Genomic DNA, 20,674 nt, shown 5'->3' on the forward strand with positions numbered 1-20,674 from the left:
GCTCACTCCTACATTAAATCTTCGTCATTTCCAGAGATGGATCGGCCAGCCGGCCTTTTCAGCGTGCTCAAGCAATACCGGATCCGGATTGACCACATGCGGGAAATCCACCTTCAGCAGCAGCGGCAGATCATTGCGTGAGTCGGAATAGAAACTCGCGCCTTCGAGGTTTTCTTCTTCAGCGTCCAGCCATTCCAGCAAACGGGTGATCTTGCCTTCGCGGTAAGTCAGAGTGCCGACGGTGTTGCCGCTGTACACGCCATGGGCGACTTCCAGTTCGATGGCCAATATCTCGTCGATGCCCAGACGATCGGCGATCGGCCGCACGAGGTGCGTGCCCGACGCCGAGATCACCAGAATCCGGTCGCCAGCCTTGCGGTGTGCGGCAATGGTTTTGGTCGCGTCGCTGAAGATGATCGGCTCAATGAAATCTTCCACCCACGGGCCAACCAAGTGCTCGATTTCCTCAGGGGTGCGGCCTATCAATGGTTCGAGACTGAAGGCCATATAGTCCTCCATCGCCAGATGTCCGCGGCCGTAGGCATCCATCAGTTCCTTGTCGCGCTGCATGAACGACTCGCCATCGACCCAGCCGAGGCGGACCATCTGCTCACTCCATAGCGAGGAGCAGTCGCCGTGGATCAACGTTTCGTCCAGATCAAAAATTGCCAAAGCCATCGGTTCTCTCCGAGAACAGCTTCAAGCCATGAGGCTTCAAGCTGCAAGAATTGGAATCAAGTAGGCCGCAGTCTACAACTTGAAGCTTGTAGCTCGAAGCTTGCAGCTGCTTTTAAGCTACTTCGCACAAGGCCGTTGGATCGATGGAAAGTGCCAGGCGCTGCCCATCGGGATGCAGATCGGCGGCCGAGCGGTTGAGCACATCGACCACCAATTCCACGCCCCGCGCTTCGACGCGATAGCGAATGACGTTGCCGAGCAGGCTGTGGCTGCGAATCTGCGCGTCGAGTTCGCCGTTCAAGCTCAGTTCGATGGCTTCCGGGCGGATGGCGATGCGATGGTTGATCGGTCGTTGCAGCAGCTTCGACGCGTCCTCGGCGTCGAGCAAGTTGTAATTGCCGATGAAGCCGGCGGCAAAGACATCGACCGGCGCGGTGTAGAGTGTTTCGGCATCGCCGCTCTGGACGATCTTTCCCTGATTCATCAGGAAAATCCGGTCCGACATGGTCAGTGCTTCTTCCTGATCGTGAGTGACGAAGATCGTGGTCAGGCCGAGTTCGCGCTGGATCTGACGGATCTGTTCGCGCAAGTGCTTGCGAATCCGAGCATCGAGCGCCGACAGCGGCTCATCCAGCAGCAACAAGCGCGGGCGGGTTACCAGTGAGCGGGCGAGGGCGACGCGCTGGCACTGACCACCGGACAGTTGATGCGGATAGCGGCTGGCGAAGTCGTGCAGTTCAACCAGTTTCAACACTTCAGAGACGCGCTTGTGGCTGTCATCGGCGTTGACCTTTTGCATGCGCAGGCCGAAGGCGACGTTCTGTTCGACGGTCATGTTGGGGAATAGCGCGTAGCTTTGAAAGACCATACCGATGCCACGTTTCTGTGGGCTCAACGGCACGAGGTCGACACCGTCGAGGAGGATCTTGCCGCCATCCACCGGGGTCAGCCCGGCGATGCAACGCAGCAAGGTCGACTTGCCGCACCCGGACGGGCCGAGCAGGGTGACGAACTCGCCTTTGTTGATTTCGCAATCGATGTCGCTGAACACCGTGGTGCCGGCATAACGTTTCTGCAGGTGTTGGACGCTGACGTAGCTCATTCGCTTTTGTCCTTGTTCAAGATGTTGGCGATCCAGGTCAGGACCAGCACGAAGAAGAAATACGAAATGACCAGCGCACTGGTGAAGTGACCGCTGCTGTTGCGCATGTTGTTCAGATAGACCTGCAGGGTTTCGTAGCGCGTGCCGACGAGGATGTTGGCGAACACGAACTCACCGAACAGGAACGAGAACGACAGCAGCAGCGCCACCATCAGGCCCTTGCGCAGATTCGGCAGTACCACCAGAAATGCCGCTTGAAACGTGCTGGCGCCAAGCAGCTGCGCGGCGTCCATCAGGTCGCGCAGGTTGATCGCTTGCAGGTTGTTGGTGATCGCCCGGTACATGAACGGCAGCGCCACGGTGAAGTAGCAGCCGATCAGAATCCACGGCGTACCGACCATCGCCATCGGCCCGGAACCGTAGAGCTGCAACAGCCCCACCGAGGACACCACCGGCGGTACCGCGAAGGGCAGCAGGATGAGGATGTTCATCAGCGCATCGAGCTTTGGAAAGTAGTAATGCACGACAAACAGCAACGGCAGGATCAGCAGCACCGACAGCACCAGCGCGCCAACACAGACGATCAGCGACTGGCCGAAGGCGTGGAGAAAACGCGGATCGCTCCACAGCTCTATGTACCACTTGAAGGTGAAGCCGCTGGGCAGAATCGTCGCCGACCAGCTGCTGGCGATCGAATAGACCAGCGTGCCCAGCAGCGGCAACAGCAGAATGGCGAACAGCAGATAGACCACGACGCGGTGGTAGAGGCCGGCCGGGCCGGATTCAGCGCGAGACATGGTAGCTCCTCTTCAACAGCAGTTGATGCACGACGGTGACGATGGTCATCAACGCCACAAGCACCACGGCCAGGGCGCTGGCCAGGTTCGGATCAAGGGAGATGTCGCCGGAGACCATCGCCGCAATACGGATCGGCAGAACGTTGAAATTCCCGGTGGTCAGGGCGTAAACCGTGGCGTAGGCACCGAGGGCGTTAGCCAGCAGGATCACGAACGTGCCGAGCAACGCCGGTGTCAATACCGGCAGGCCAATGTGCCGCCAGAACTGCCAGCCGTTGGCGCCGAGCAGTGCGGCGGACTCGCGCCAGTCTTCACGCAGAGCGTCGAAAGCCGGGTAGAGCAGCAACACGCCGAGCGGGATCTGGAAGTAGGTGTAGAGGATGATCAGGCCGGTTTTCGAATACAGGTTGAAGTCCTGAATGATCCCCGACTGCTTGAGCATGATGGTAATGCTGCCGTTGAAACCGAGCAGGATGATGAAGGCGAATGCCAGCGGCACGCCGGCGAAGTTGCTGGTCATGTTGGCGAAGGCATTCACGAAGTTGCGTAGCTTCGAATCAACTCGACGCAACGAGTAAGCGCCAAGCACGGCGATGATGATGCCGAATACGCTCGACCAGAAACTGATCTCCAGGCTGTACTGGATTGCCTGCCGATAGAACTTGGAACCGAAGATCTTGCTGAAGTTGGCCAGGCCCCAGCCGGATTCTTCCGATTGCAGGCTGTTGATCATCACCCACACCAGCGGGGCGATTTCGAAGACGATAAAGAACAGCGCGAAGGGCACCAGACACAGCGCCGCGAGCCATTTGCCGCGATTCATGGCATTCACTTGAGCAGCTCCCGGCACACAGGTTTGTCGTGGGGCACGCCGAGCAGCTCGCAAACTGTGCCGCAGAGCTCGGTCTGCTTCGGTGTGGCGTCAGGATTAAGGCTGAACGCATTGCCGAGAACGAACAGCGGCACCTGACGTTCTTCCGCCAGCAGGCCGTTGTGCGAGCGATCGTTGTTCATGCCGTGGTCGGCGGTCACCAATACCTGATAACCGGCGTCGAGCCAGCTCTGCAAATAGTCGGCGAGGATGACGTCCGCCGAGCGCGCGCTGTTGCGGTACTGCGAGCTGTCAAGGCCGTGCTTGTGCCCGGCATCATCGATGTTCATCGGGTGGATCAGGAGGAAATCCGGCGTGTGACGAAGACGCAGATTTTCGGCGTCGGCGAACAGGTGTGAATCCGGGTAATGATCGTTCCAGTAGAAGTGACCGTACTGGATCGGCAGCGTCGGATCGTTGGTGTGGCGGTCGCGCGCCGCCACGAACGGTGAGCGATTGTACAACTCGCTGACCCAGTGATACGCCGCAGCGGCGGTTTTCAGTCCGGCATCGCGGGCGTAGTGATAGATGCTGCGCTGGCTGGACAAGCGCGAGACATTGTTGTGGACGATGCCGCTGTCGATCGGCGGCACGCCGGTGAGAATGCATTCGTAAAGCGGTCGGGACAGGGCCGGCAATTCGCACTCCAGCTGATAGAGCGCCGCGCGTCCTGCGCCAACATAAGCCTGCAGATGCCCCATGGCGTGACACGCAACCTCGTAGTTGAGGCCGTCGAGTACGACAAGGATGACGGTGTGCTTCATAGGGGCAAGAACTCCGCGAAATTCAGATATTCCGAAATCAACTCAATCCCTTGTGGGAGCGAGCTTGCTCGCGAAGGCGTCAGATCAGCCAACATCAATGTTGAATGAATAACCGCATTCGCGAGCAAGCTCGCTCCCACAGGGATCTTTGTCGGATCAAGCAGTGGGTCAAGCCATCACTTCATTTCTACGATGACTTCTTCGTTCCACTGCTGCGGCAGGGCTTTGGAGGTCTTTTCCCATGCGTCGGCGTCCTTGACCGGCGTGACGCCCTTGTACTGCTCGTTGGGCAGCAGCTTGGCTTGCACGTCTTCCGGCAGTTGCAGGTGTTCGGCGCGGATCGGCCGGGCGTTGCCACGGGCGAGGTTGGTCTGGCCGGCGTCGCTGAAGATGTATTCGCGGGTCAGCTTGGCGGCGTTGGGGTTTTTTGCGTACTTGTTGATGATCGTGGTGTAGCCGGAAATCACCGAGCCGTCGGATGGAATCAGCACTACGTAATCATCCGGGTTGGCCATCTTGGCTTTGTAGCTCAGGCCATTGAAGTCCCAGACCACGCCGACTTCGATCTCGCCTTTTTCCATGGTGGCGATCGTTGGGTTGGCCATCGACAGACGACCCTGTTTGGCGAGGTCGGCGAACAACAGCAGGGCAGGCTTGATGTTTTTCTCGTCACCACCGTTGGCCAGTGCGGCAGCGAGGACACCGTTGGCGGCCTGGGCAGCAGTGCTCACGTCGCCGATGGAGACTTTGTATTTGCCGGTTTTCAGGTCAGCCCATTTGGTCGGCACGTCGGAGCCGTTCAGCAGCTTCTTGTTGACGATGAAGGCGATGGTGCCGGTGTAGGCCAGTGCCCAGTTGCCGTCCTTGTCCTTGGCCCAGTCCGGAATCTGATCCCAAGTGCTTGGCTTGTAGGGTTGCACCACGCCTTGCTTGACCGCGATCGGGCCGAAGGCAGCACCGACGTCGCCGATGTCAGCGGTGGCATTGTCTTTTTCAGCGGCGAACTTGGCGATTTCCTGGGCCGAGCTCATGTCAGTGTCGATGTGCTTCAAGCCATAATTCGCAGCCAGGTCATCCCAGGTGCCTTTCCAGTTGGCCCAGTTGTCCGGCATGCCGACGCTGTTGACGGCGCCTTCCGCCTTCGCAGCGGCTTCGAGGGTTTTCAGATCGGTGTCGGCCGCCATGGCGGCGCTGCACATAGCAATGGTCGAGCCTAACAGTGTTGCCAGGAAAAGCTGTTTCATTCCGAAGCTCCTTGGTCGTGTTCAACGCTGCGATTGCGGTTGGTGTTGGTCTAGGTCAGCAATACCTGAGCCAATTTAGGTCGGCTGGATGACATTTTGATGTCGATGGCCTCTTGGCTGATCTTTTATCAACCATTGTCAGGAAGGTGCCAGATCAGCGTAGACCAAACCCAAAGGCCCGTAGCGCAGGGGACTTGGCCGACGTATTGCAAGCCGTGAAAGCGACCGTTCGGTAGTTTTGTCATCTGTCGGTCATCTGCACTGCCTAGGCTTGCAACATACGAAGGCGCTTTGATCGGCGTTCGGATTTGCCCCGAAACAGTGCTGGTCTAGTCCAGATAGGTAACGTTGATGCGCGATGAGGCAACGAAAGCGGTGACAGCGATTGGCCAGGTGCTGCAGGAGCAAATCGATCACGGTTTGCTGGCGGCCGGGAGCAAGTTGCCCGCTGAACGCAAGCTCAGCGAGTTATTCGGGACGACGCGGATCACTGTGCGTGAAGCGCTGTTGCAGCTTGAGGCGCAGGGGCAGATTTATCGCGAGGAGCGGCGTGGCTGGTTCGTGTCGCCGCCGCGCCTGGCGTACAACCTGATGCAGCGCAGTCACTTTCACGCGATGGTCAGTGCGCAGGGGCGTGAGCCGTCGACCGAGGTGATTTCGGCGCGGTTGCAGCCGGCTTCGGCGGCAGTGTGTGCGTGGTTGCAGTTGCCGGCGTTGTCGAGCGTGATTCAGATTTGCCGCTCGCGGCGCATTGATGGGCGGCTGGTGTTGTACGTGGAGCACTATCTGAATCCGCAGTTCTTTCCGGGGATCCTCGAGTTCGATTTGAATCAGTCGATCACCGAGCTGTATGCGCGGCATTACGATTTGCACTATGGGCGGGTGCGGTTCGAGATGGTGCCGACGGCGTTGTCGGTGGATGCAGCGGCGGCGTTACGGGTGTCGGTGGGGAGCCCGGGGTTGCGGATTGCGCGGGTCAATTATGATCAGCATGGGCGGTTGATTGATTGTGATCTGGAGTTTTGGCGGCATGATGCGATTCACGTTGGGGTTGATGTGGTTTGACCTTGGCGGCCTTCGCTGCACCTGCACTCGCTGTGTACGACTGCGTCGTACGGTACTCGAGCTTGCGCTCATCGATGGAGGAGCTGCCGAAGGCTCGGGCCGCGATCGGACGATGTTTTGATTTTGCTGTTCTGTGGGAGCGAGCGGGAGTATCAGTTTTTTTGTGTTCGGGCTGGTTAGGGCCTGCCGTCAGGCAGGCCGTTGTTTTACCAGCTCGGTCTGGTAAATCGGTCTCCGTACAGGATCGCAAATTGATTCATCGCCACTTTCCAGTCGTGTGCCGCATGACCCCAGTTGGCGGTGATGTTGCGCAACCCAAGCCATATCAGTTTTGTCGCGGCCTCATCGGTCGGGAAGTGTCCTCGAGTTTTGATGATCTTGCGTAACTGGGCATTGATGCTCTCGATGGCATTGGTCGTGTAAACCACTTTGCGGATGCCCGCCGGGAAAACAAAAAACGGTATAACCCGATCCCAGGCGCGACGCCATGCAGCAACCACAGTCGGATACTGCTTGCCCCAAGGCCCCGCTTCAAAGGCGTTAAGCTCTTGCTCAGCCACATCGGCATTGATCGCCTGGTAGATCGGCTTGAGTGCTTTGGCCAGTGCCCGACGTTTATCCCAAGCAGCATAATCCAGGCTGTTGCGGATCAGATGCACGATGCAGGTTTGCAGCGTCGTGGCAGGAAAAACCGCCCCCAACGCCTCCGGTATTCCTTTGAGGCCATCCGTGACGGCGATCAGAACATCTTCAACGCCACGAGTCTTGAGGTCGTTGAACACCTTCATCCAAAACTTGGCGCCCTCGGTGCTCTCGATCCAGATACCCAGAATGTCGCGCGTGCCATCAGGTAATACCCCCAGCGCCAGATAAATAGCCTTGTTGCGTACTAACCCCTCGTCCCGGATTTTGACCCGTAGCGCATCGAAGAAGATCACCGGATACATCGGTTCCAAGGGTCGTTGTTGCCAGGCACCGACCTCTTCCATGACCGCATCGGTGACTGAGCTGATGAAGTCATGGGACACGTCAGTTCCATACTGCTCAGACAGAAAAGCGCGGATCTCACGCACCGTCATGCCCCGGGCGTACATGGCAATTATCTTGTCGTCGAAGCCTGTAAAACGGCGTTCGTGCTTGGGAATCAGGATCGGGGCGAAGCTACCATCGCGGTCTCTGGGGATATCCAGACGAAGAGGGCCGTCGTCAGTCAGGACAGTTTTGCCACTCTTGCCATTGCGCTGATTGGTCGACTCCTCAGGGCGCTCCGCGCCCTGAGGATAACCAAGGTGGTGACCCAGCTCGGCACCTAGAGCACGCTCGATCAGAGCCTTCTTGAACGCCATGGACGCGTCTTGAATGGCTTCGGCGCTCATCGGGCCTTTAACAAACTGCTCGATCAGCTCTTGGGGAATCGAGGGCAACTCCCTCGCTGTTGCATTGGCGGACTTCTTTTTGGTCGGCATACATGTACCTCTAGCTACATGTTATGCCCGAACACAAAATTTCTGACAGTCTCGAGCGAGCCTGCTCGCGAAAGCGCCCCTACAGTCACCCCTCTCTACTTGCCCACCGCCGCATTCCCATACAAATAATCCGTCGCCAACGACGCTAATGTCCTCACTCCAACCACCAACGCCGATTCATCCACAAAGAACCCCGGATTGTGATTCGGCGCAGCCTTGCTCATGTCCTGATCCCGCGGGGTCACCCCGAGAAACACAAACAATCCCGGCGCCTCTTTGGCAAAGAACGAGAAATCTTCCGCCCCACCCACCAGCGGTCCCTGCACCACGTCATCCTTGGCCGCCCACTTCAACGTCGGCAGCATTTTCTCGGTCAGTGCCGGGTTGTTAATCGTCGGGTCGTATTTTTCGATGATGGTGACATCAGCTTTGGCGCCGCCGCTTTCGGCGATTTTCTCGATGGTCTGGCGTACATCGCTGTGCAGTTTCTGGCGGATGCCGTAGTCGTAGGAACGGATGGTGCCGGTCATGTCGACGGATTCGGGGATGATGTTGTAGCGGGTGCCGCCGTTGATGGTGCCGATGCTGACCACTGACGGGTAAGAGGAAATGTCGGTGCGGCGGCTGACCACGGTTTGCAGGCCGACGATGGTTTGCGCGCCGACGGTGATCGGATCGATGCCGTCCCAAGGGCGGCCGGCATGGGTTTGTTTGCCGTGGATCTTGATGCGCAGGTCGTCGGAGCTGGCCGGGGTCGGGCCGGGGCGGTAGGCGATCTGGCCGGCGGGGACGCCGGCCCAGACGTGCAGCCCGAATACTGCGTCTGGTTTCGGCGATTTCATTACGCCTTCCTCGACCATCATCTTCGCGCCCCAGGTATTTTTGCCATCGGGAATGAAATCGCTCGGGCCTTCTTCGGCGGGCTGGAAGTAGAACACTACGGTGCCGGGCAAGGTGTCGCGCATCCCTGTCAGAATTTTCGCAGCGCTGAGCAGGATCGCGGTGTGGGCGTCGTGGCCGCAGGCGTGCATGACGTCGACTTCCTTGTCGAGATACGTGCCTTTGGCTTTCGAGGCGAATGGCAGGTCGGAGACTTCCTTGACCGGCAGCGCGTCCATGTCGGCGCGCAGGGCCACGGTCGGGCCGGGCAGGGCGCCTTTGAGAATGGCGACAACGCCGGTGCGGGCGACGCCGGTTTTCACTTCCAGGCCCATGGCTTGCAACTGTTTGGCGACCAGTTCAGCGGTGCGTTTTTCAGTGTTGCCAAGTTCTGGATGAGCGTGAAGGTCGCGGCGGGTTTCCAGCAGCTCCGGCTCGAGCTTCTGCGCCTGCTCGGCGATCTGTGTGCGGGCGCTGTCCATCGTCGCGGCGCTGGCGTGGCTGGCGACCAGGGTGAGCAAAAGGGTCTGGGCAATGCGCGTCAGTTGCATGGGCTTCTCCTTGATTATTGTTGTTGGCTTCCTTGCCTGTGACTGCATCCGCGCGCTTGAGTGCTATTCCTTCGGTTGACCGCCGCCGGCAGTAATCACCTGCACACTCATCCTTGGCGTCGCCAGATCCAGCCCCGCCTCATCCAGTTGCCGCTTCAACGCCAAGTTGAACGCCCGGGAAACTTCCCACTGCTTGATCGGCGCAGTCTTGAACCGTGCGCGCAAAATCGCGCTGCCGGACTCGAAACTTTCCACACCCTGAATCTCCAGCGGCGACCAGATGTTGCGGCGTTGCAGCGGATCGCTGCGCATCTTCTGGCCGACGTCGCGCATCAGTTTGATCGCATCGTCGATTTCCATGTTGTACGGCACGGCGACGCGGAAGATGGCGTAGCCGAATTCCCGCGAGTAGTTCTTGATGCTTTTGATTTCGCTGAATGGGATGGTGTGGACGATGCCGTCGATGTCACGCAGGCGCACGGTGCGGATGGTCAGGCCTTCGACGGTGCCGAGGTGGCCGCCGACGTCGACGTAATCGTCAATGGCCAGCGAGTCTTCGATGATGATGAAGAGGCCGGTGATCAGGTCAGCGACCAGCGATTGCGCGCCGAAGCCGATGGCCAGACCGATCACACCGGCACCGGCCAGCAGTGGCGTGACGTTCATGCCCATGTTCGCCAGCGCGACGATCAGCGCGATGATGAAAATCGCCACGAACAGCACGTTGCGGATCAGCGGCATCATCGTCTGCGCGCGGGCGTTGGCCAAACCCTTGCGCGAGCGGGTGAGGGCGTGGTGCACTGCGGTATCGGCGAGAATCCAGATCAGCCAGGAGAAAATCAGCGTGCCGATCAGGCTGAACAGTTTGACGCTGATGTCATGGCCATCACCTTCGGCAAATGCGATCAGCGAATGGCCCCACACGCGCAGGCCCAGTTCGATGAAGATCAGCCACACCAGCAAATGCGTCAGGGTGTAGAAGAAGTTTTTCAGGCGCTCCGAGTACAGCGCATGGCGTTTCGGCCCGCGTTGCGGTTTCAGCGAATGGCGGCGCACCAGGCCGTTGATGACCATGCACAACACCAGCAGCACCGTGCAGATCAGCGACTGCCGCAGCGCGGTACTGGTATCGCCGGCAGAGACAAATGTGGCGAACAGCGAGATGCCGACCAGCACCAGTGCCGGCACGTACCAGAACGTGCCGAGGATCTCGATGGTGTCGCTGAGGGCGCGGCGGGTCAGGCGGCGTGACAGCGGTTGGTTGCGGATCAGGTGCGCGATCGGTCGGCGGAATCGCAGAATGAACAGGCCGGTCGACAGTGCCGCGAGGACATTGGCGGTGGTCGCCGCGGTGTGGGCCAGATGCACGCCGAGACTTTCGACCAAGCGCGGATCGCTCAACGCTTCACCGAACGCGGCGAAGCTGCCGATCAGCCACAGCGGCCGAAACGCCTGATGGCGCAGGATGTACAACGCGCGATGGCGGTGCGGGCCGTCGAGCAGGGAGAAGGCGATCACGCAGATCGCCGAAAAACAGGTGCCGACCACCAAGGCATAGGCCAGCACCATCGCCAGGCTTTTGCCCAGCGACGACGGCAGCGCGTAGCTCATGTACACCGTCATCACCAATGCGATCAGCCACGGCCCGAGCTTGCGCAGGGCAAAGCGCAGCATGTCGAGGGCCTTGGGGTGTTGCGGCAGTTCTTCGGTGAGGCCAAAGCGCATGCGCACGCGGTGGCCGAGCCAGATCAGCGCGGCGGCGAGCAGGCTCCAGACCATCAGAATCACGGCGAAGCCGAAGATGATCGGCAGCCATTCGTTGGCCGGGAGCAGCTTGCTGGTGAGTTCGTCCTTGGCCAGATCGAATTCGTTGGACCAGCGAGTGATCGGGCTGTCGGCGCCGGAAAACTGTTTTTCGAAGTTGGCGAGGGTGCCGCCGATCAGGCCCAGCACGCCTTCTTCCGGGGTGGCCTGCGCTTTTTTCGTGGCGTCGCGCAGCTTCTTCAGATCACTGAGCAGCTGCGCGCGTTGCTTGTCGTTTTCCAGCGACTTGATCACTTCGTCCAGCGACTGGCCGAGGGGTTCCACGGCTTCAGGCTGCGGTTTGGAAGTGTTGAGCAGGCCGGGCAGACCGACTGCCTGGGCGGGCGCCAGCGGCAGCAGCGTCATCAGGCAGACTAGCAGCAGACCGGGCAAAGCAAAAAGACGAGCAAACACCAGGGGACGACCTCGGGATAGGCGGATGCGCTGGAATGTACGAGGCCCTCTGGCGCAATGCGAGCCGGGGGCGGTCATTCGTTGAGTTTGGCGAGGATCTTGTAGACCACCGTGGCGAGGATCATCAGCATGCCGATCCACATGGCCAAGACCCCGGCGTTCTTGTCACGGAAGTTGAAGCCGATGGCGAGCAGGATCATCCCGCTGAGGATGGGAATGAGCATGGCATGGAAGGACGACATCGAGATCATGAAGACTGCCTTGTCTGTGGGGATGCTTGCAGTCTAGGCGGGTTTTCGAGGCAGGGTGTGATGTGGCTCAGGAATGCATCTGGCCAGAGAGGATTCTGCTGGCTGCACAGGCGCTTTCGTGAGCAGGCTCGCTCCCACAGGTTGATTGGCATTCCAAGGGCAGATGGCTCGCTCCCACATTTGAAATGCAGTTCAACTGCGGGAGCGAGCCTGCTCGCGAAGCTTTTCAGCCTTTATGGCAATTCACGGCTGGCATAGAACGCACTGAGCACTTTGACCAGATGCGCCAGGTCATGGCTGCCGCACAGTTCGCGAATCGAGTGCATGGCAAAGGTCGGCAGGCCAATGTCGACGGTGCGCACACCCAGATGGCTGGCGGTGATCGGGCCGATGGTCGAGCCGCAGCCCATGTCGCTGCGCACCACGAAACTTTGCACCGGGACTTCTTCGGCCATGCACAAATGGCGGAAGAAACCGGCGGTTTCGCTGTTGGTGGCGTAGCGCTGGTTGCTGTTGACCTTGATCACCGGGCCGGCATTGAGTTTCGGGCCGTGGTTGGCGTCGTGCTTTTCCGCGTAGTTGGGGTGCACGCCGTGGGCGTTATCGGCCGACACGAGCAGGGATTTCTGAATGGTGCGGACGAACTCGTCACCTTCCGGCAGTAGGCGCCGCAGGGTCTGTTCTAGCATCGGGCCGTCGGCACCGCATGCCGAGCAGGAGCCGACTTCTTCGTGGTCATTACAGACCAGCACGCAGGTTTCGTCGGTCTCGGCGGTGAGCAACGCTTGCAGGCCGGCGTAGCACGACAGCAGGTTGTCGAGGCGTGCGCCGGCGATGAAATCACCGTTCAAACCGATCACCGCAGCGCTTTGCGTATCGTAGAAGCTCAGCTCGTAATCCAGCACCACGTCGGCATTCAAGCCGTGCTCGCGGGCCAGTTGATCGGTGAGCACGGCGCGGAAATCGACGCGCTCGTCGCCGGCGAATTGCGCCAGGATCGGCGGCAGTTCGGTCTGCGCGTTGATCGCCCAGCCCTGGTTGGCTTCACGGTTGAGGTGAATGGCCAGGTTGGGAATGATCGCGATCGGTGCCTTGAAGTCGATCAACTGGCTCTCGACCTTGCCGTCACGGCGGAAGGTCACGCGGCCGGCCAGCGACAGATCGCGGTCGAACCACGGCGCCAGCAGCGCGCCGCCGTAGACTTCGACGCCCAGTTGCCAGAAGCCCTGACGCTGCAGTTCCGGTTGTGGCTTGACCCGCAGGCATGGGCTGTCGGTATGGGCGCCGACCAGGCGGATACCGTCGTGCAGGGGCGAGTTGCGGCCCATTTTGATCGCGACGATCGAGGAGTCGTTGCGGGTGACGTAATAGCGGCCGTTGGCCTCGGTGGACCATGGCTCACGCTCGTCGAGGCGCACATAACCGGCGGCCTCCAGACGCTGAACGAGGCTGGCGGTGGCGTGGAACGGGGTAGGGGAGGCCTTGAGGAAATCGATCAGGCCCTGGTTCAACTCTGCGCGCATAAGAAACTCCAGACAGCAATGGACGGGAGTTTAACGTATTGGCCGAACAATTGAATCCGAACGGATTCCCTGTGGGAGCGAGCCTGCTCGCGAAGGCGATTGATCAGTCAACATCGATGCTGAATGTGAAACCGCTTTCGCGAGCCGGCTCGCTCCCACATGGGGCCGGTGCTGGCTGTCAGAACGGGGCCGGGCACTCGAAGCGCAGGCGTTCGCCGGTTTGCGGATGAGTGAAGCTGAGCATGCTGGCGTGCAGGCACAGACGTGGCCAGGCTGCCAGCGCCTGTTCATGGGCATAGAGCCCGTCGCCGAGCAGCGGGTGGCCGATCGACAACATGTGCACGCGCAGTTGATGCGAGCGGCCGGTGATGGGCGTCAACTCAACCCGGCACCAATCGCCGCAACGTTCCAGCACCTTCCAGAAGGTCAGCGCATGCTTGCCGAATTCGTGATCGACCACGTGCCGGGGCTTGGTCGGTGGGTCGTAGCGCAGGGGCAGGTCGATGCTGCCGCTGTCCAGCTCCGGCTGACCCCAGGCCAAAGCGGTGTAGGCCTTTTCGGTTTCGCGGTCATGAAACTGCCGCGACAGCTCACGATGGGTGTCGGCATCCCGGGCCAGCAGGATGATGCCGGAGGTTTCCCAGTCCAGACGATGGACGATGCGCGCTTCCGGGTAGCCGTTTTCCTGCAGGCGGGTGATCAGGCAGTCCTTGTTGTCGTCAGCGCGACCGGGCACCGAGAGCAGCAGGGTCGGTTTGTCGACCACCAGCACGGCGGCGTCCTGATGGATGATGCGGATGTTGGACAGCGGCATTAAAACAGCCTCGTAACAAATGCCAACGGCGGTTCAGGACCATTCCACCGGGGAATGGCCCTGAACCGCCGTCATACCTGCCGGATCGACTCAGCGATCGGGCAGGGTGATGTTGAGTTCCAGAATCGAGCAACTGCCCTGGCTTTCCAGTGCAACATGTACGTCATCGTTGCCGATGTTGACGTACTTGCGGATCACGTCGACCAGCTCCTTCTGCAAGGCTGGCAGGTAATCCGGCGTGCTGCGCTGGCCGCGCTCATGCGCCACGATGATCTGTAGACGCTCTTTCGCTACCGAGGCGGTACTTGGCTTTTTGTTGGCACGAAAGAAGTCAAAAAGGTTCATTACCTACCTCCAAACAGGCGCTCGAAGAATCCCTTCTTCTCGACATCGAGGAATCGGTGGGCTTTTTCTTTGCCCAGCAGGCGGTCGACGGTATCGCTGTAAGCCTGACCGGCATCGCTCTGGTCGTCGAGAATCACCGGCACGCCCTGGTTGGAAGCCTTGAGCACCGCCTGGGATTCCGGGATGACGCCGAGCAAGGTTACCGAAAGGATTTCCTTGACGTCTTCAACGCCGAGCATCTCGCCCTTCTCAACACGCTCCGGGTGGTAGCGGGTGATCAGCAGGTGTTCCTTGATCGGGTCTTCGCCACGTTCGGCGCGGCGCGATTTGCTCGCCAGCAGGCCGAGCATACGGTCCGAGTCACGTACCGAGGAGACTTCCGGGTTGGTCACGACGATCGCTTCATCGGCGAAGTACATGGCCAGGTGCGCACCTTTCTCGATGCCCGCCGGGGAGTCGCAGACGACGAACTCGAATTGTTCCTTGAGCTCCATCAGGACTTTTTCCACGCCTTCGACGGTCAGCGCGTCTTTGTCGCGGGTCTGGCTGGCCGCCAGTACGTAGAGGTTTTCCAGGCGCTTGTCTTTGATCAGTGCCTGTTGCAGGTTGGCTTCGCCGTTTACCACGTTGACGAAGTCATACACCACGCGGCGCTCGCAACCCATGATCAGGTCGAGGTTACGCAAGCCCACGTCGAAGTCGACGATCACTGTTTTGTGGCCGCGCAGAGCGAGACCGGTACCGATAGCGGCGCTGGTGGTGGTCTTACCCACACCACCCTTGCCGGATGTAACCACGAGAATCTTGGCCAAGGTGTTTCACCCCTAAGGAAGAAGGACTGTTCAGCCCCTGAAAAACATCTCTTGAAAACTACTGCAGTCGGACAGCCTTGGCTGGAATTTGGCTTTGGGCCTTTTTCCTACTTCGTTTGAGCCGTTTTCGCTACGTTTTAGAGATGCTTGGAAAATGCGGCAGTATCCGTTAAAGCCGAATGATGTTCAACACGTCGCCTGACAGGCTGACCTGGACGCCCGAGCCCCACATCGGATCGCGACGCAAATCCTCGGAGACCTTGTAATGACCGGCGATGGAGATCAGTTCAGCGCTCAATTGCTGACAGAAAATCCGTGCCTTGGTGTCACCTTTGACGCCGGCCAGCGCACGGCCGCGCATCGGGCCGTATACATGGATGTTGCCATCGGCAAGAAGTTCCGCCCCCGGACTGACCGAAGAGACCACTACCAGATCGCCACCCTGGGCATATATCTGTTGGCCACCACGTACTGGCGTGGTGATTACGCGGGTCGGTTTGACGGTCGGCTCAGGTGGCTTTTCCGGCTTCTTTTTGACTTCGGCTTCCGGTGTTTCCAGTGGACGCTCGCGGGCACCGGAGGGCGGTAGCACGGGGATGTCGATGGCGATGGCAGCGGCGATGTCTTCGATGCGGCTGGCGCGGATGGCCAGGGTACGCAGGCCATGCTGGCGGCAGACGCGCATCAGCCCCGGCAGGTCAACCGCGCCCTGGTTCGGCGGCAGTTTGTCGAGTGCCAGAACCAGCGGTGCATTGCTGAAAAAATTCGGCGCCTGGGCGACTTTGGCGGCCAATTGCCGATCGAGGCTTTCGAGGTCGTTACGGGCCAGTTCCAGCACAGTGATGGCCAGCATGCTGCCCTTGAGCTGGAATACGGGATCTTGGTCTAACGGGTCGGTTTGGCTCATGTCGGCATACAACGGCTTGTCACTAAAAGTGCCGAGACTTATAACGAGAACGCCCGCGAGCCGCAAGCCGGGTCGAACGATGTAGAATGCGCGGCCACTGTATTTACGGAAGCTTTAATGGATCGCCCGCGTTTTCGAAAAGCATATCTTGCTCCGCGCTTCTGGCCGCTCTGGTGCGGCCTGGGGCTTTGTGGCTGATCGTGCAGCTGCCGTATCCGGCGCTGTTGACCATCGGTCGAGTTTTGGGCGCGTTGATGTATCGCGTCGCCAGCGACCGGCGAACCATCGCCCGGCGCAATCTGGAATTGTGCTTCCCGGAAAAATCCGCCGCCGAGCGCAAACGCCTGCTCAAGGAAAACTTCGCCTCCACCGGCATCGCCTTCTTCGAAATGGCGATGAGCTGGTGGTGGTCGCGCGAACGTCTGGCGAAACTGGCCCACGTCGAAGGCCTTGAACATCTGCAGAAGGCGCAGCGCGAAGGCAAAGGCGTGATCCTCATGGCTGCGCATTTCACCACTCTTGAGATCGGCGCGGCGCTGCTTGGCCAGCAGCACACCATCGACGGCATGTACCGTGAGCACAAAAATCCTTTATTCGACTTCGTCCAGCGCCGTGGCCGCGAGCGGCACAATCTCGATTCGCTGGCGGTGGAGCGCGATGACGTGCGCGGCATGCTCAAACTGCTGCGCTCGGGCCGGGCGATCTGGTATGCGCCGGATCAGGACTACGGCGCCAAGCAGAGCATCTTCGTGCCGCTGTTCGGCATTCAGGCCGCGACTGTGACGGCTACCACCAAATTTGCCCGGCTAGGCAAAGCGCTGGTGGTGCCGTTCACTCAGGAGCGTCTGGCCGACGGCAGTGGTTATCGCCTGGTGATTCATCCGCCGCTGGAAGATTTTCCCGGCGAGAGCGAAGAGGCCGATTGCATCCGCATCAATCAATGGGTCGAGAGCGCTTTGCGTGCCTGCCCCGAGCAATACCTGTGGGCGCATCGGCGCTTCAAGAGTCGCCCACCGGGCGAGCCGAAGCTTTATCCCAAGCGTCGATGATTCACCCGTCCTGACAAGCACCGTGGAGTGTTGCGATGAGTCCTGCTGAACCGGTCACAGGTTTGATTCTTTCCGGCGGCGGGGCTCGGGCGGCGTATCAGGTCGGGGTGCTGGCGGCAATTGCCGAATTGCTGCCGGTCGGCGCGGACAATCCGTTTCCGGTGATCGTCGGCACGTCGGCCGGGGCGATCAATGCGGTCAGCCTGGCCAGTGGCGCCACGGACTTTCGCGCCGCCATCGCACGCTTGACCCAGTTCTGGCAGGGCTTTCGCAGCCACCGCGTGTTGCGCAGCGACTGGCCCGGAGTCATCCATCAAGCCAGCCGCTTCGTCAGCCACAGCCTGCTCGGCCTCGGTCGGCAGATGCCGGTGGCGCTGCTCAACAGTTCGCCGCTGCGCGAACTGCTCGAGGAAAAACTGCCTCTGGCCGGCATCGCCGAATCCATCGCACGCAAGCAATTGCATGCGGTGGCGGTGACCGCGTTCGGCTACGAATCGGGGCAAGCGGTGACGTTCTATCAGGGCGGCGGCACGATTGACGCTTGGCTGCGGCATCGACGCATTGGTGTGCCGACGCAGCTGTCGGTTGATCATCTGTTGGCGAGTTCGGCGATTCCGCTGTTGTTCGCGCCGGTGAAAATCGGCGAGGAATATTTCGGTGACGGCGCAGTGCGCCAGTCGGCGCCGATCAGCCCGGCGCTGCATCTGGGTGCCAGTCGCGTGCTGGTGGTGGGCGTCAGCGGCAACCCGCGCGGCGTCGATCCGCAGCAGCCGCTGGAACGCGCCTACAGCGGCCAGCAACCGACGCTGGCGCAGATCGGCGGGCACATGCTCAACAGCACGTTCATCGACAGTCTGGAGAGCGATATCGAGTTGCTGCAGCGTCTGAATCAGTTCAGCCATTTGCTCCCGGCCGGCACGCCGACCCGCGCGCTGGGCGTGGCGCCGGTGGAAGTGCTGGTAATTGCGCCGAGTCAGCCGATCGACGAAATCGCCGCGCGCCATCGCCAGGAGCTGCCGGCGGCGTTGCGCCTGTTTCTGCGCGGGCCGGGCGCGACCAAGACGAGCGGGGCGGGGGTGCTCAGTTACCTGCTGTTCGAGGCGGGGTATTGCAGCGAGTTGATCGAGTTGGGGCGGCGGGATGCGCTGGCCAAACGCGAGGAGCTGTGCCGGTTTTTGCGGATATCCGAGGCGGTTTCAGCCTGACATTTGCGGCGCGGCTGTCGCTGGCAAGCCAGCTCCCACAAGGGCATGTGTCGTTCACAATTTTTGAATACACATGGAAACCTGTGGGAGCTGGCTTGCCAGCGAAGGCGTCGGAGAGGACGCCGCCGGGTCAGAAGTGGAACTTGACCAAGAAGCTGGTGGTGCTCTGATCGGTCTTGAAGTACTGGCTGTCCTTGATCCCGTACTTGTCCGACCAGTAGTCGTACTCGACACCGACATACAACTGCTTCTCGCCGAAATTCAGCGCCTTGCCCAGGTCGTATTTGACCTGCGGATTGAAGTGCAGGTTGGCGTGGTAGTCGCCCTTGGAATTGGAGTCGTTGTCGACTACCCAGTCCATGAAGCCGTCGATGAGGATGTTCGATTTGCCCACCGGGATGGTGTAGGACCACACCGGGGTGATCTGCCAGACGTTGTCACCGGCGCGTGCGCCCTGGGTGTGACGCTGATAGAAGTTCAGCTGGAAGTAGTCGAAGCCTGGAATCGCCAGGTCGAAGCCCGGACCGATGAGGTACGCCTCGGTATCGCCTTCACCGAACTCGTAGGTCATGGCCAGCAACACGTCAGTCACCGGACCAAAGGCCAGTTTCTGATCGAAGATCTTGCCGAACGACAGGCGCGGGCTGAGCTCGCCGTAGTAGGTGTTGGAGCCGACGCCGCCATCATCCTTGCCGTTGTAGAAGATCTTGTCGATGAACAGGAAGTTGTCCCCATACTTCCAGGCATCGGCGTGCTCGAAGGTCACGGTCTGCTGAATGCGCGGGTTAACCTGGAAGTCCTTGCCATACAGGTAGGTCAGGCTGTTGTTCTGCCACTGCAGCAGGCCTTCGGCCATCGCCTGGCCGCCGGCGAACATCGATCCGGCCAGCATCAGGCTGGTGCACATACGTTTCATTCGGTTGCTCCCAAAGTAGGTGTTCCACGTTATTTTTTAAGATCGGCGCTCTGATGTGGCGCCTTTTTTCGTACCGCAAATTTCATCCGATCGGTCAGCTTTCATTGCTGGTAGCAAAAGCTGCGCCAAGGCTTTCGAAAAACCAAAAAACGCCCGTTCGGCTGCTGAAAAACAGTCGACGAGCGTGTTTTCGGGAGGCCTCAGGACTGACCGCAGCCGGGATAAGTTGGCTTTTCGGTCAGAAATTGAATTCAGGCTTTTTTTAGAGCGAATTCGGAAGGCGGCGGAGAATACTGACTCCTCGGCCAAGGCTCAAGTGCCCCGCAACAGAGCACCGACGGCAGGTATGGCGCACGGTTGCGGGCCATCTCAGAAGTGCACCTTCAGCAGCAGGCTGGCGGTGTTCTGGTTGGTATCGAAGGAGTGGCTGTTTTCAATGCCGTATTTGTTCTTCCAGTAGCTGTACTCGGTGCCGACGTACACCTGCTTCTGGCTCCAGCCCAAGGCTTTGCCGAGGTCGTATTTGATCTGCGGGTTGATGTGCAGGTTGGCGTGGTAGGTGCCGCGCGAGTTCTCGTCGTTGTCGACGACCCAGTCGAGGTAGCCGTCGATCAGCACATCGGAATTGCCCAGCGGGAAGCTGTAGGACCACGCGGGGGTGATTTGCCAGACGCCATCGCCGGGGCGCGGGCCTTCGGTCTGGCGACGGAAAATGTTCAGGGTGACGTAATTGAAACCGGGCACTTTCAGATCGAAACCGGGACCGATCAGGTAAGCCTCGCTTTCGCCTTCGCCGTACTCGTAGGTCATTGCCAACAGCACATCCTTGATCGGGCCGAACTCGATCTTGCGATCAAGGATCTTGCCGAAGGACAGGCGCGGGGTGAATTCGCCGTAGAAGGTGTGCGGACCTTTGTTCGGATCTTCCTTGCCGTTGTAGAAGATCTTGTCGACGAACAGAAAGTTGTCGCCGTACTTCCATTTGTCGGCGTGCTCGAAGGTCACCGTCTGCTGATACGACGGGTTGATCGCGAAGTTCTTGCCGTACAGATAGCTGAGGCTGTTGCTCTGCCACAGCAGCAGATCGCCGGCCATGGCCTGACTCGCGGCCAGCAGGCCGCCACTCAACAGAACGTTGCTTTGCGTGCGGATCATCTGTTGCTCCCTCTTGTTTTTATTGTTTGAGGCACAAGCAGTTGCGTAGTCCCTGTGGGAGCG

At 59.9% G+C, this 20,674-nt stretch carries 19 protein-coding genes and 1 pseudogene; 3 read left to right on the forward strand and 17 right to left on the reverse strand.

Translation table 11 applies throughout. The features are described from left to right. Positions 1-24: 24 nt before the first annotated feature. The 6 genes from ACZZZ4_RS17215 to ACZZZ4_RS17240 all read right to left on the reverse strand — a co-directional run bounded on the left by ACZZZ4_RS17215 (position 25) and on the right by ACZZZ4_RS17240 (position 5,456). Positions 25-678, reverse strand: coding sequence for an HAD family hydrolase (locus tag ACZZZ4_RS17215; RefSeq protein WP_463548293.1), 654 nt, complete (start codon positions 676-678; stop codon positions 25-27). A gap of 112 nt (positions 679-790) precedes the next feature. Further along, the gene (locus ACZZZ4_RS17220) at positions 791-1,780 is read right to left on the reverse strand and encodes an ABC transporter ATP-binding protein (protein ID WP_463548294.1); all 990 of its coding nucleotides are present in this window, start codon (positions 1,778-1,780) and stop codon (positions 791-793) included. After that, positions 1,777-2,577 (reverse strand): ABC transporter permease, encoded by an 801-nt coding sequence (locus ACZZZ4_RS17225; RefSeq protein WP_463548295.1) that lies wholly within the window; start codon positions 2,575-2,577, stop codon positions 1,777-1,779. The genes ACZZZ4_RS17220 and ACZZZ4_RS17225 overlap by 4 nt, the downstream gene beginning before the upstream one ends. Further along, a complete protein-coding gene (locus tag ACZZZ4_RS17230; RefSeq protein WP_161984092.1) occupies positions 2,564-3,400 on the reverse strand; it encodes an ABC transporter permease in 837 nt (278 codons plus the stop codon). Before ACZZZ4_RS17230 ends, ACZZZ4_RS17225 begins: the two co-directional genes overlap by 14 nt. A 5-nt stretch (positions 3,401-3,405) precedes the next feature. Next, positions 3,406-4,212, reverse strand: a complete 807-nt coding sequence (locus ACZZZ4_RS17235; RefSeq protein WP_463548296.1) for an alkaline phosphatase family protein — start codon at positions 4,210-4,212, stop codon at positions 3,406-3,408. A 176-nt stretch (positions 4,213-4,388) separates the two neighbouring features. After that, the gene (locus tag ACZZZ4_RS17240) at positions 4,389-5,456 is read right to left on the reverse strand and encodes an ABC transporter substrate-binding protein (protein WP_463548297.1); all 1,068 of its coding nucleotides are present in this window, start codon (positions 5,454-5,456) and stop codon (positions 4,389-4,391) included. Positions 5,457-5,807: 351 nt separating this feature from the next. On the opposite strand from ACZZZ4_RS17240, the gene phnR reads away from it, so the two are divergent. Continuing rightward, a complete protein-coding gene (phnR, locus tag ACZZZ4_RS17245) occupies positions 5,808-6,521 on the forward strand; it encodes a phosphonate utilization transcriptional regulator PhnR (protein WP_129999235.1) in 714 nt (237 codons plus the stop codon). A 206-nt stretch (positions 6,522-6,727) separates the two neighbouring features. Here the strand turns inward: phnR and ACZZZ4_RS17250 are convergent, their stop codons facing one another. From ACZZZ4_RS17250 to minC, 9 genes are all read right to left on the reverse strand, one after another. Then, positions 6,728-7,987, reverse strand: coding sequence for an IS256-like element ISPsy17 family transposase (locus ACZZZ4_RS17250; protein WP_110603837.1), 1,260 nt, complete (start codon positions 7,985-7,987; stop codon positions 6,728-6,730). Positions 7,988-8,082: 95 nt separating this feature from the next. Then, positions 8,083-9,417: an amidohydrolase gene (locus ACZZZ4_RS17255; RefSeq protein WP_463548298.1), complete on the reverse strand. Its 1,335-nt coding sequence runs from the start codon at positions 9,415-9,417 to the stop codon at positions 8,083-8,085. Positions 9,418-9,480: 63 nt separating this feature from the next. Continuing rightward, a complete protein-coding gene (locus ACZZZ4_RS17260) occupies positions 9,481-11,634 on the reverse strand; it encodes a mechanosensitive ion channel family protein (RefSeq protein WP_129999233.1) in 2,154 nt (717 codons plus the stop codon). A 74-nt stretch (positions 11,635-11,708) separates the two neighbouring features. Continuing rightward, entirely contained in the window at positions 11,709-11,885 is a 177-nt protein-coding gene (locus ACZZZ4_RS17265) for a hypothetical protein (RefSeq protein ID WP_165839208.1), read from the reverse strand. Positions 11,886-12,118: 233 nt separating this feature from the next. Further along, positions 12,119-13,408: a M18 family aminopeptidase gene (locus ACZZZ4_RS17270; RefSeq protein WP_064364632.1), complete on the reverse strand. Its 1,290-nt coding sequence runs from the start codon at positions 13,406-13,408 to the stop codon at positions 12,119-12,121. 178 nt (positions 13,409-13,586) lie between these two features. Beyond that, positions 13,587-14,222, reverse strand: coding sequence for an RluA family pseudouridine synthase (locus ACZZZ4_RS17275; protein ID WP_039763788.1), 636 nt, complete (start codon positions 14,220-14,222; stop codon positions 13,587-13,589). A gap of 90 nt (positions 14,223-14,312) precedes the next feature. Further along, a complete protein-coding gene (gene minE, locus ACZZZ4_RS17280; protein WP_003223146.1) occupies positions 14,313-14,567 on the reverse strand; it encodes a cell division topological specificity factor MinE in 255 nt (84 codons plus the stop codon). Further along, positions 14,567-15,379 (reverse strand): septum site-determining protein MinD, encoded by an 813-nt coding sequence (minD, locus tag ACZZZ4_RS17285; protein WP_007913953.1) that lies wholly within the window; start codon positions 15,377-15,379, stop codon positions 14,567-14,569. Before minD ends, minE begins: the two co-directional genes overlap by 1 nt. 169 nt (positions 15,380-15,548) lie before the next feature. Next, positions 15,549-16,286 carry a septum site-determining protein MinC gene (minC, locus tag ACZZZ4_RS17290; RefSeq protein ID WP_041479318.1) on the reverse strand — a complete coding sequence of 246 codons (738 nt, stop codon included), beginning with the start codon at positions 16,284-16,286 and terminating at the stop codon, positions 15,549-15,551. Between the two features lie 117 nt (positions 16,287-16,403). Between minC and ACZZZ4_RS17295 the strand changes: the two are divergent. Next, positions 16,404-17,335, forward strand: a pseudogene (locus tag ACZZZ4_RS17295) (lipid A biosynthesis lauroyl acyltransferase). A 35-nt stretch (positions 17,336-17,370) separates the two neighbouring features. Beyond that, the gene (locus ACZZZ4_RS17300; protein ID WP_463548299.1) at positions 17,371-18,540 is read left to right on the forward strand and encodes a patatin-like phospholipase family protein; all 1,170 of its coding nucleotides are present in this window, start codon (positions 17,371-17,373) and stop codon (positions 18,538-18,540) included. Between the two features lie 130 nt (positions 18,541-18,670). On the opposite strand, the gene ACZZZ4_RS17305 is transcribed toward ACZZZ4_RS17300, so the two are convergent. Continuing rightward, a complete protein-coding gene (locus tag ACZZZ4_RS17305; RefSeq protein WP_039763795.1) occupies positions 18,671-19,456 on the reverse strand; it encodes an outer membrane protein OmpK in 786 nt (261 codons plus the stop codon). A 369-nt stretch (positions 19,457-19,825) separates the two neighbouring features. Further along, on the reverse strand, positions 19,826-20,611 hold the full coding sequence (locus tag ACZZZ4_RS17310; protein WP_125918590.1) for an outer membrane protein OmpK: 786 nt from the start codon (positions 20,609-20,611) through the stop codon (positions 19,826-19,828). Positions 20,612-20,674 lie beyond the last annotated feature (63 nt).

This window comes from Pseudomonas sp. AC252 (assembly GCF_979258105.1).

Excerpts from the sequence above, each read along its gene's own strand:
- ACZZZ4_RS17215 (WP_463548293.1), bottom strand. The coding sequence starts at position 678 with ATGGCTTTGGCAATTTTTGATCTGGACGAAACGTTGATCCACGGCGAC.
- ACZZZ4_RS17220 (WP_463548294.1), bottom strand. The coding sequence starts at position 1,780 with ATGAGCTACGTCAGCGTCCAACACCTGCAGAAACGTTATGCCGGCACC.
- ACZZZ4_RS17225 (WP_463548295.1), bottom strand. The coding sequence starts at position 2,577 with ATGTCTCGCGCTGAATCCGGCCCGGCCGGCCTCTACCACCGCGTCGTG.
- ACZZZ4_RS17230 (WP_161984092.1), bottom strand. The coding sequence starts at position 3,400 with ATGAATCGCGGCAAATGGCTCGCGGCGCTGTGTCTGGTGCCCTTCGCG.
- ACZZZ4_RS17235 (WP_463548296.1), bottom strand. The coding sequence starts at position 4,212 with ATGAAGCACACCGTCATCCTTGTCGTACTCGACGGCCTCAACTACGAG.
- ACZZZ4_RS17240 (WP_463548297.1), bottom strand. The coding sequence starts at position 5,456 with ATGAAACAGCTTTTCCTGGCAACACTGTTAGGCTCGACCATTGCTATG.
- phnR (WP_129999235.1), top strand. The coding sequence starts at position 5,808 with ATGCGCGATGAGGCAACGAAAGCGGTGACAGCGATTGGCCAGGTGCTG.
- ACZZZ4_RS17250 (WP_110603837.1), bottom strand. The coding sequence starts at position 7,987 with ATGCCGACCAAAAAGAAGTCCGCCAATGCAACAGCGAGGGAGTTGCCC.
- ACZZZ4_RS17255 (WP_463548298.1), bottom strand. The coding sequence starts at position 9,417 with ATGCAACTGACGCGCATTGCCCAGACCCTTTTGCTCACCCTGGTCGCC.
- ACZZZ4_RS17265 (WP_165839208.1), bottom strand. The coding sequence starts at position 11,885 with ATGATCTCGATGTCGTCCTTCCATGCCATGCTCATTCCCATCCTCAGC.
- ACZZZ4_RS17270 (WP_064364632.1), bottom strand. The coding sequence starts at position 13,408 with ATGCGCGCAGAGTTGAACCAGGGCCTGATCGATTTCCTCAAGGCCTCC.
- ACZZZ4_RS17275 (WP_039763788.1), bottom strand. The coding sequence starts at position 14,222 with ATGCCGCTGTCCAACATCCGCATCATCCATCAGGACGCCGCCGTGCTG.
- minE (WP_003223146.1), bottom strand. The coding sequence starts at position 14,567 with ATGAACCTTTTTGACTTCTTTCGTGCCAACAAAAAGCCAAGTACCGCC.
- minC (WP_041479318.1), bottom strand. The coding sequence starts at position 16,286 with ATGAGCCAAACCGACCCGTTAGACCAAGATCCCGTATTCCAGCTCAAG.
- ACZZZ4_RS17300 (WP_463548299.1), top strand. The coding sequence starts at position 17,371 with ATGAGTCCTGCTGAACCGGTCACAGGTTTGATTCTTTCCGGCGGCGGG.
- ACZZZ4_RS17305 (WP_039763795.1), bottom strand. The coding sequence starts at position 19,456 with ATGAAACGTATGTGCACCAGCCTGATGCTGGCCGGATCGATGTTCGCC.
- ACZZZ4_RS17310 (WP_125918590.1), bottom strand. The coding sequence starts at position 20,611 with ATGATCCGCACGCAAAGCAACGTTCTGTTGAGTGGCGGCCTGCTGGCC.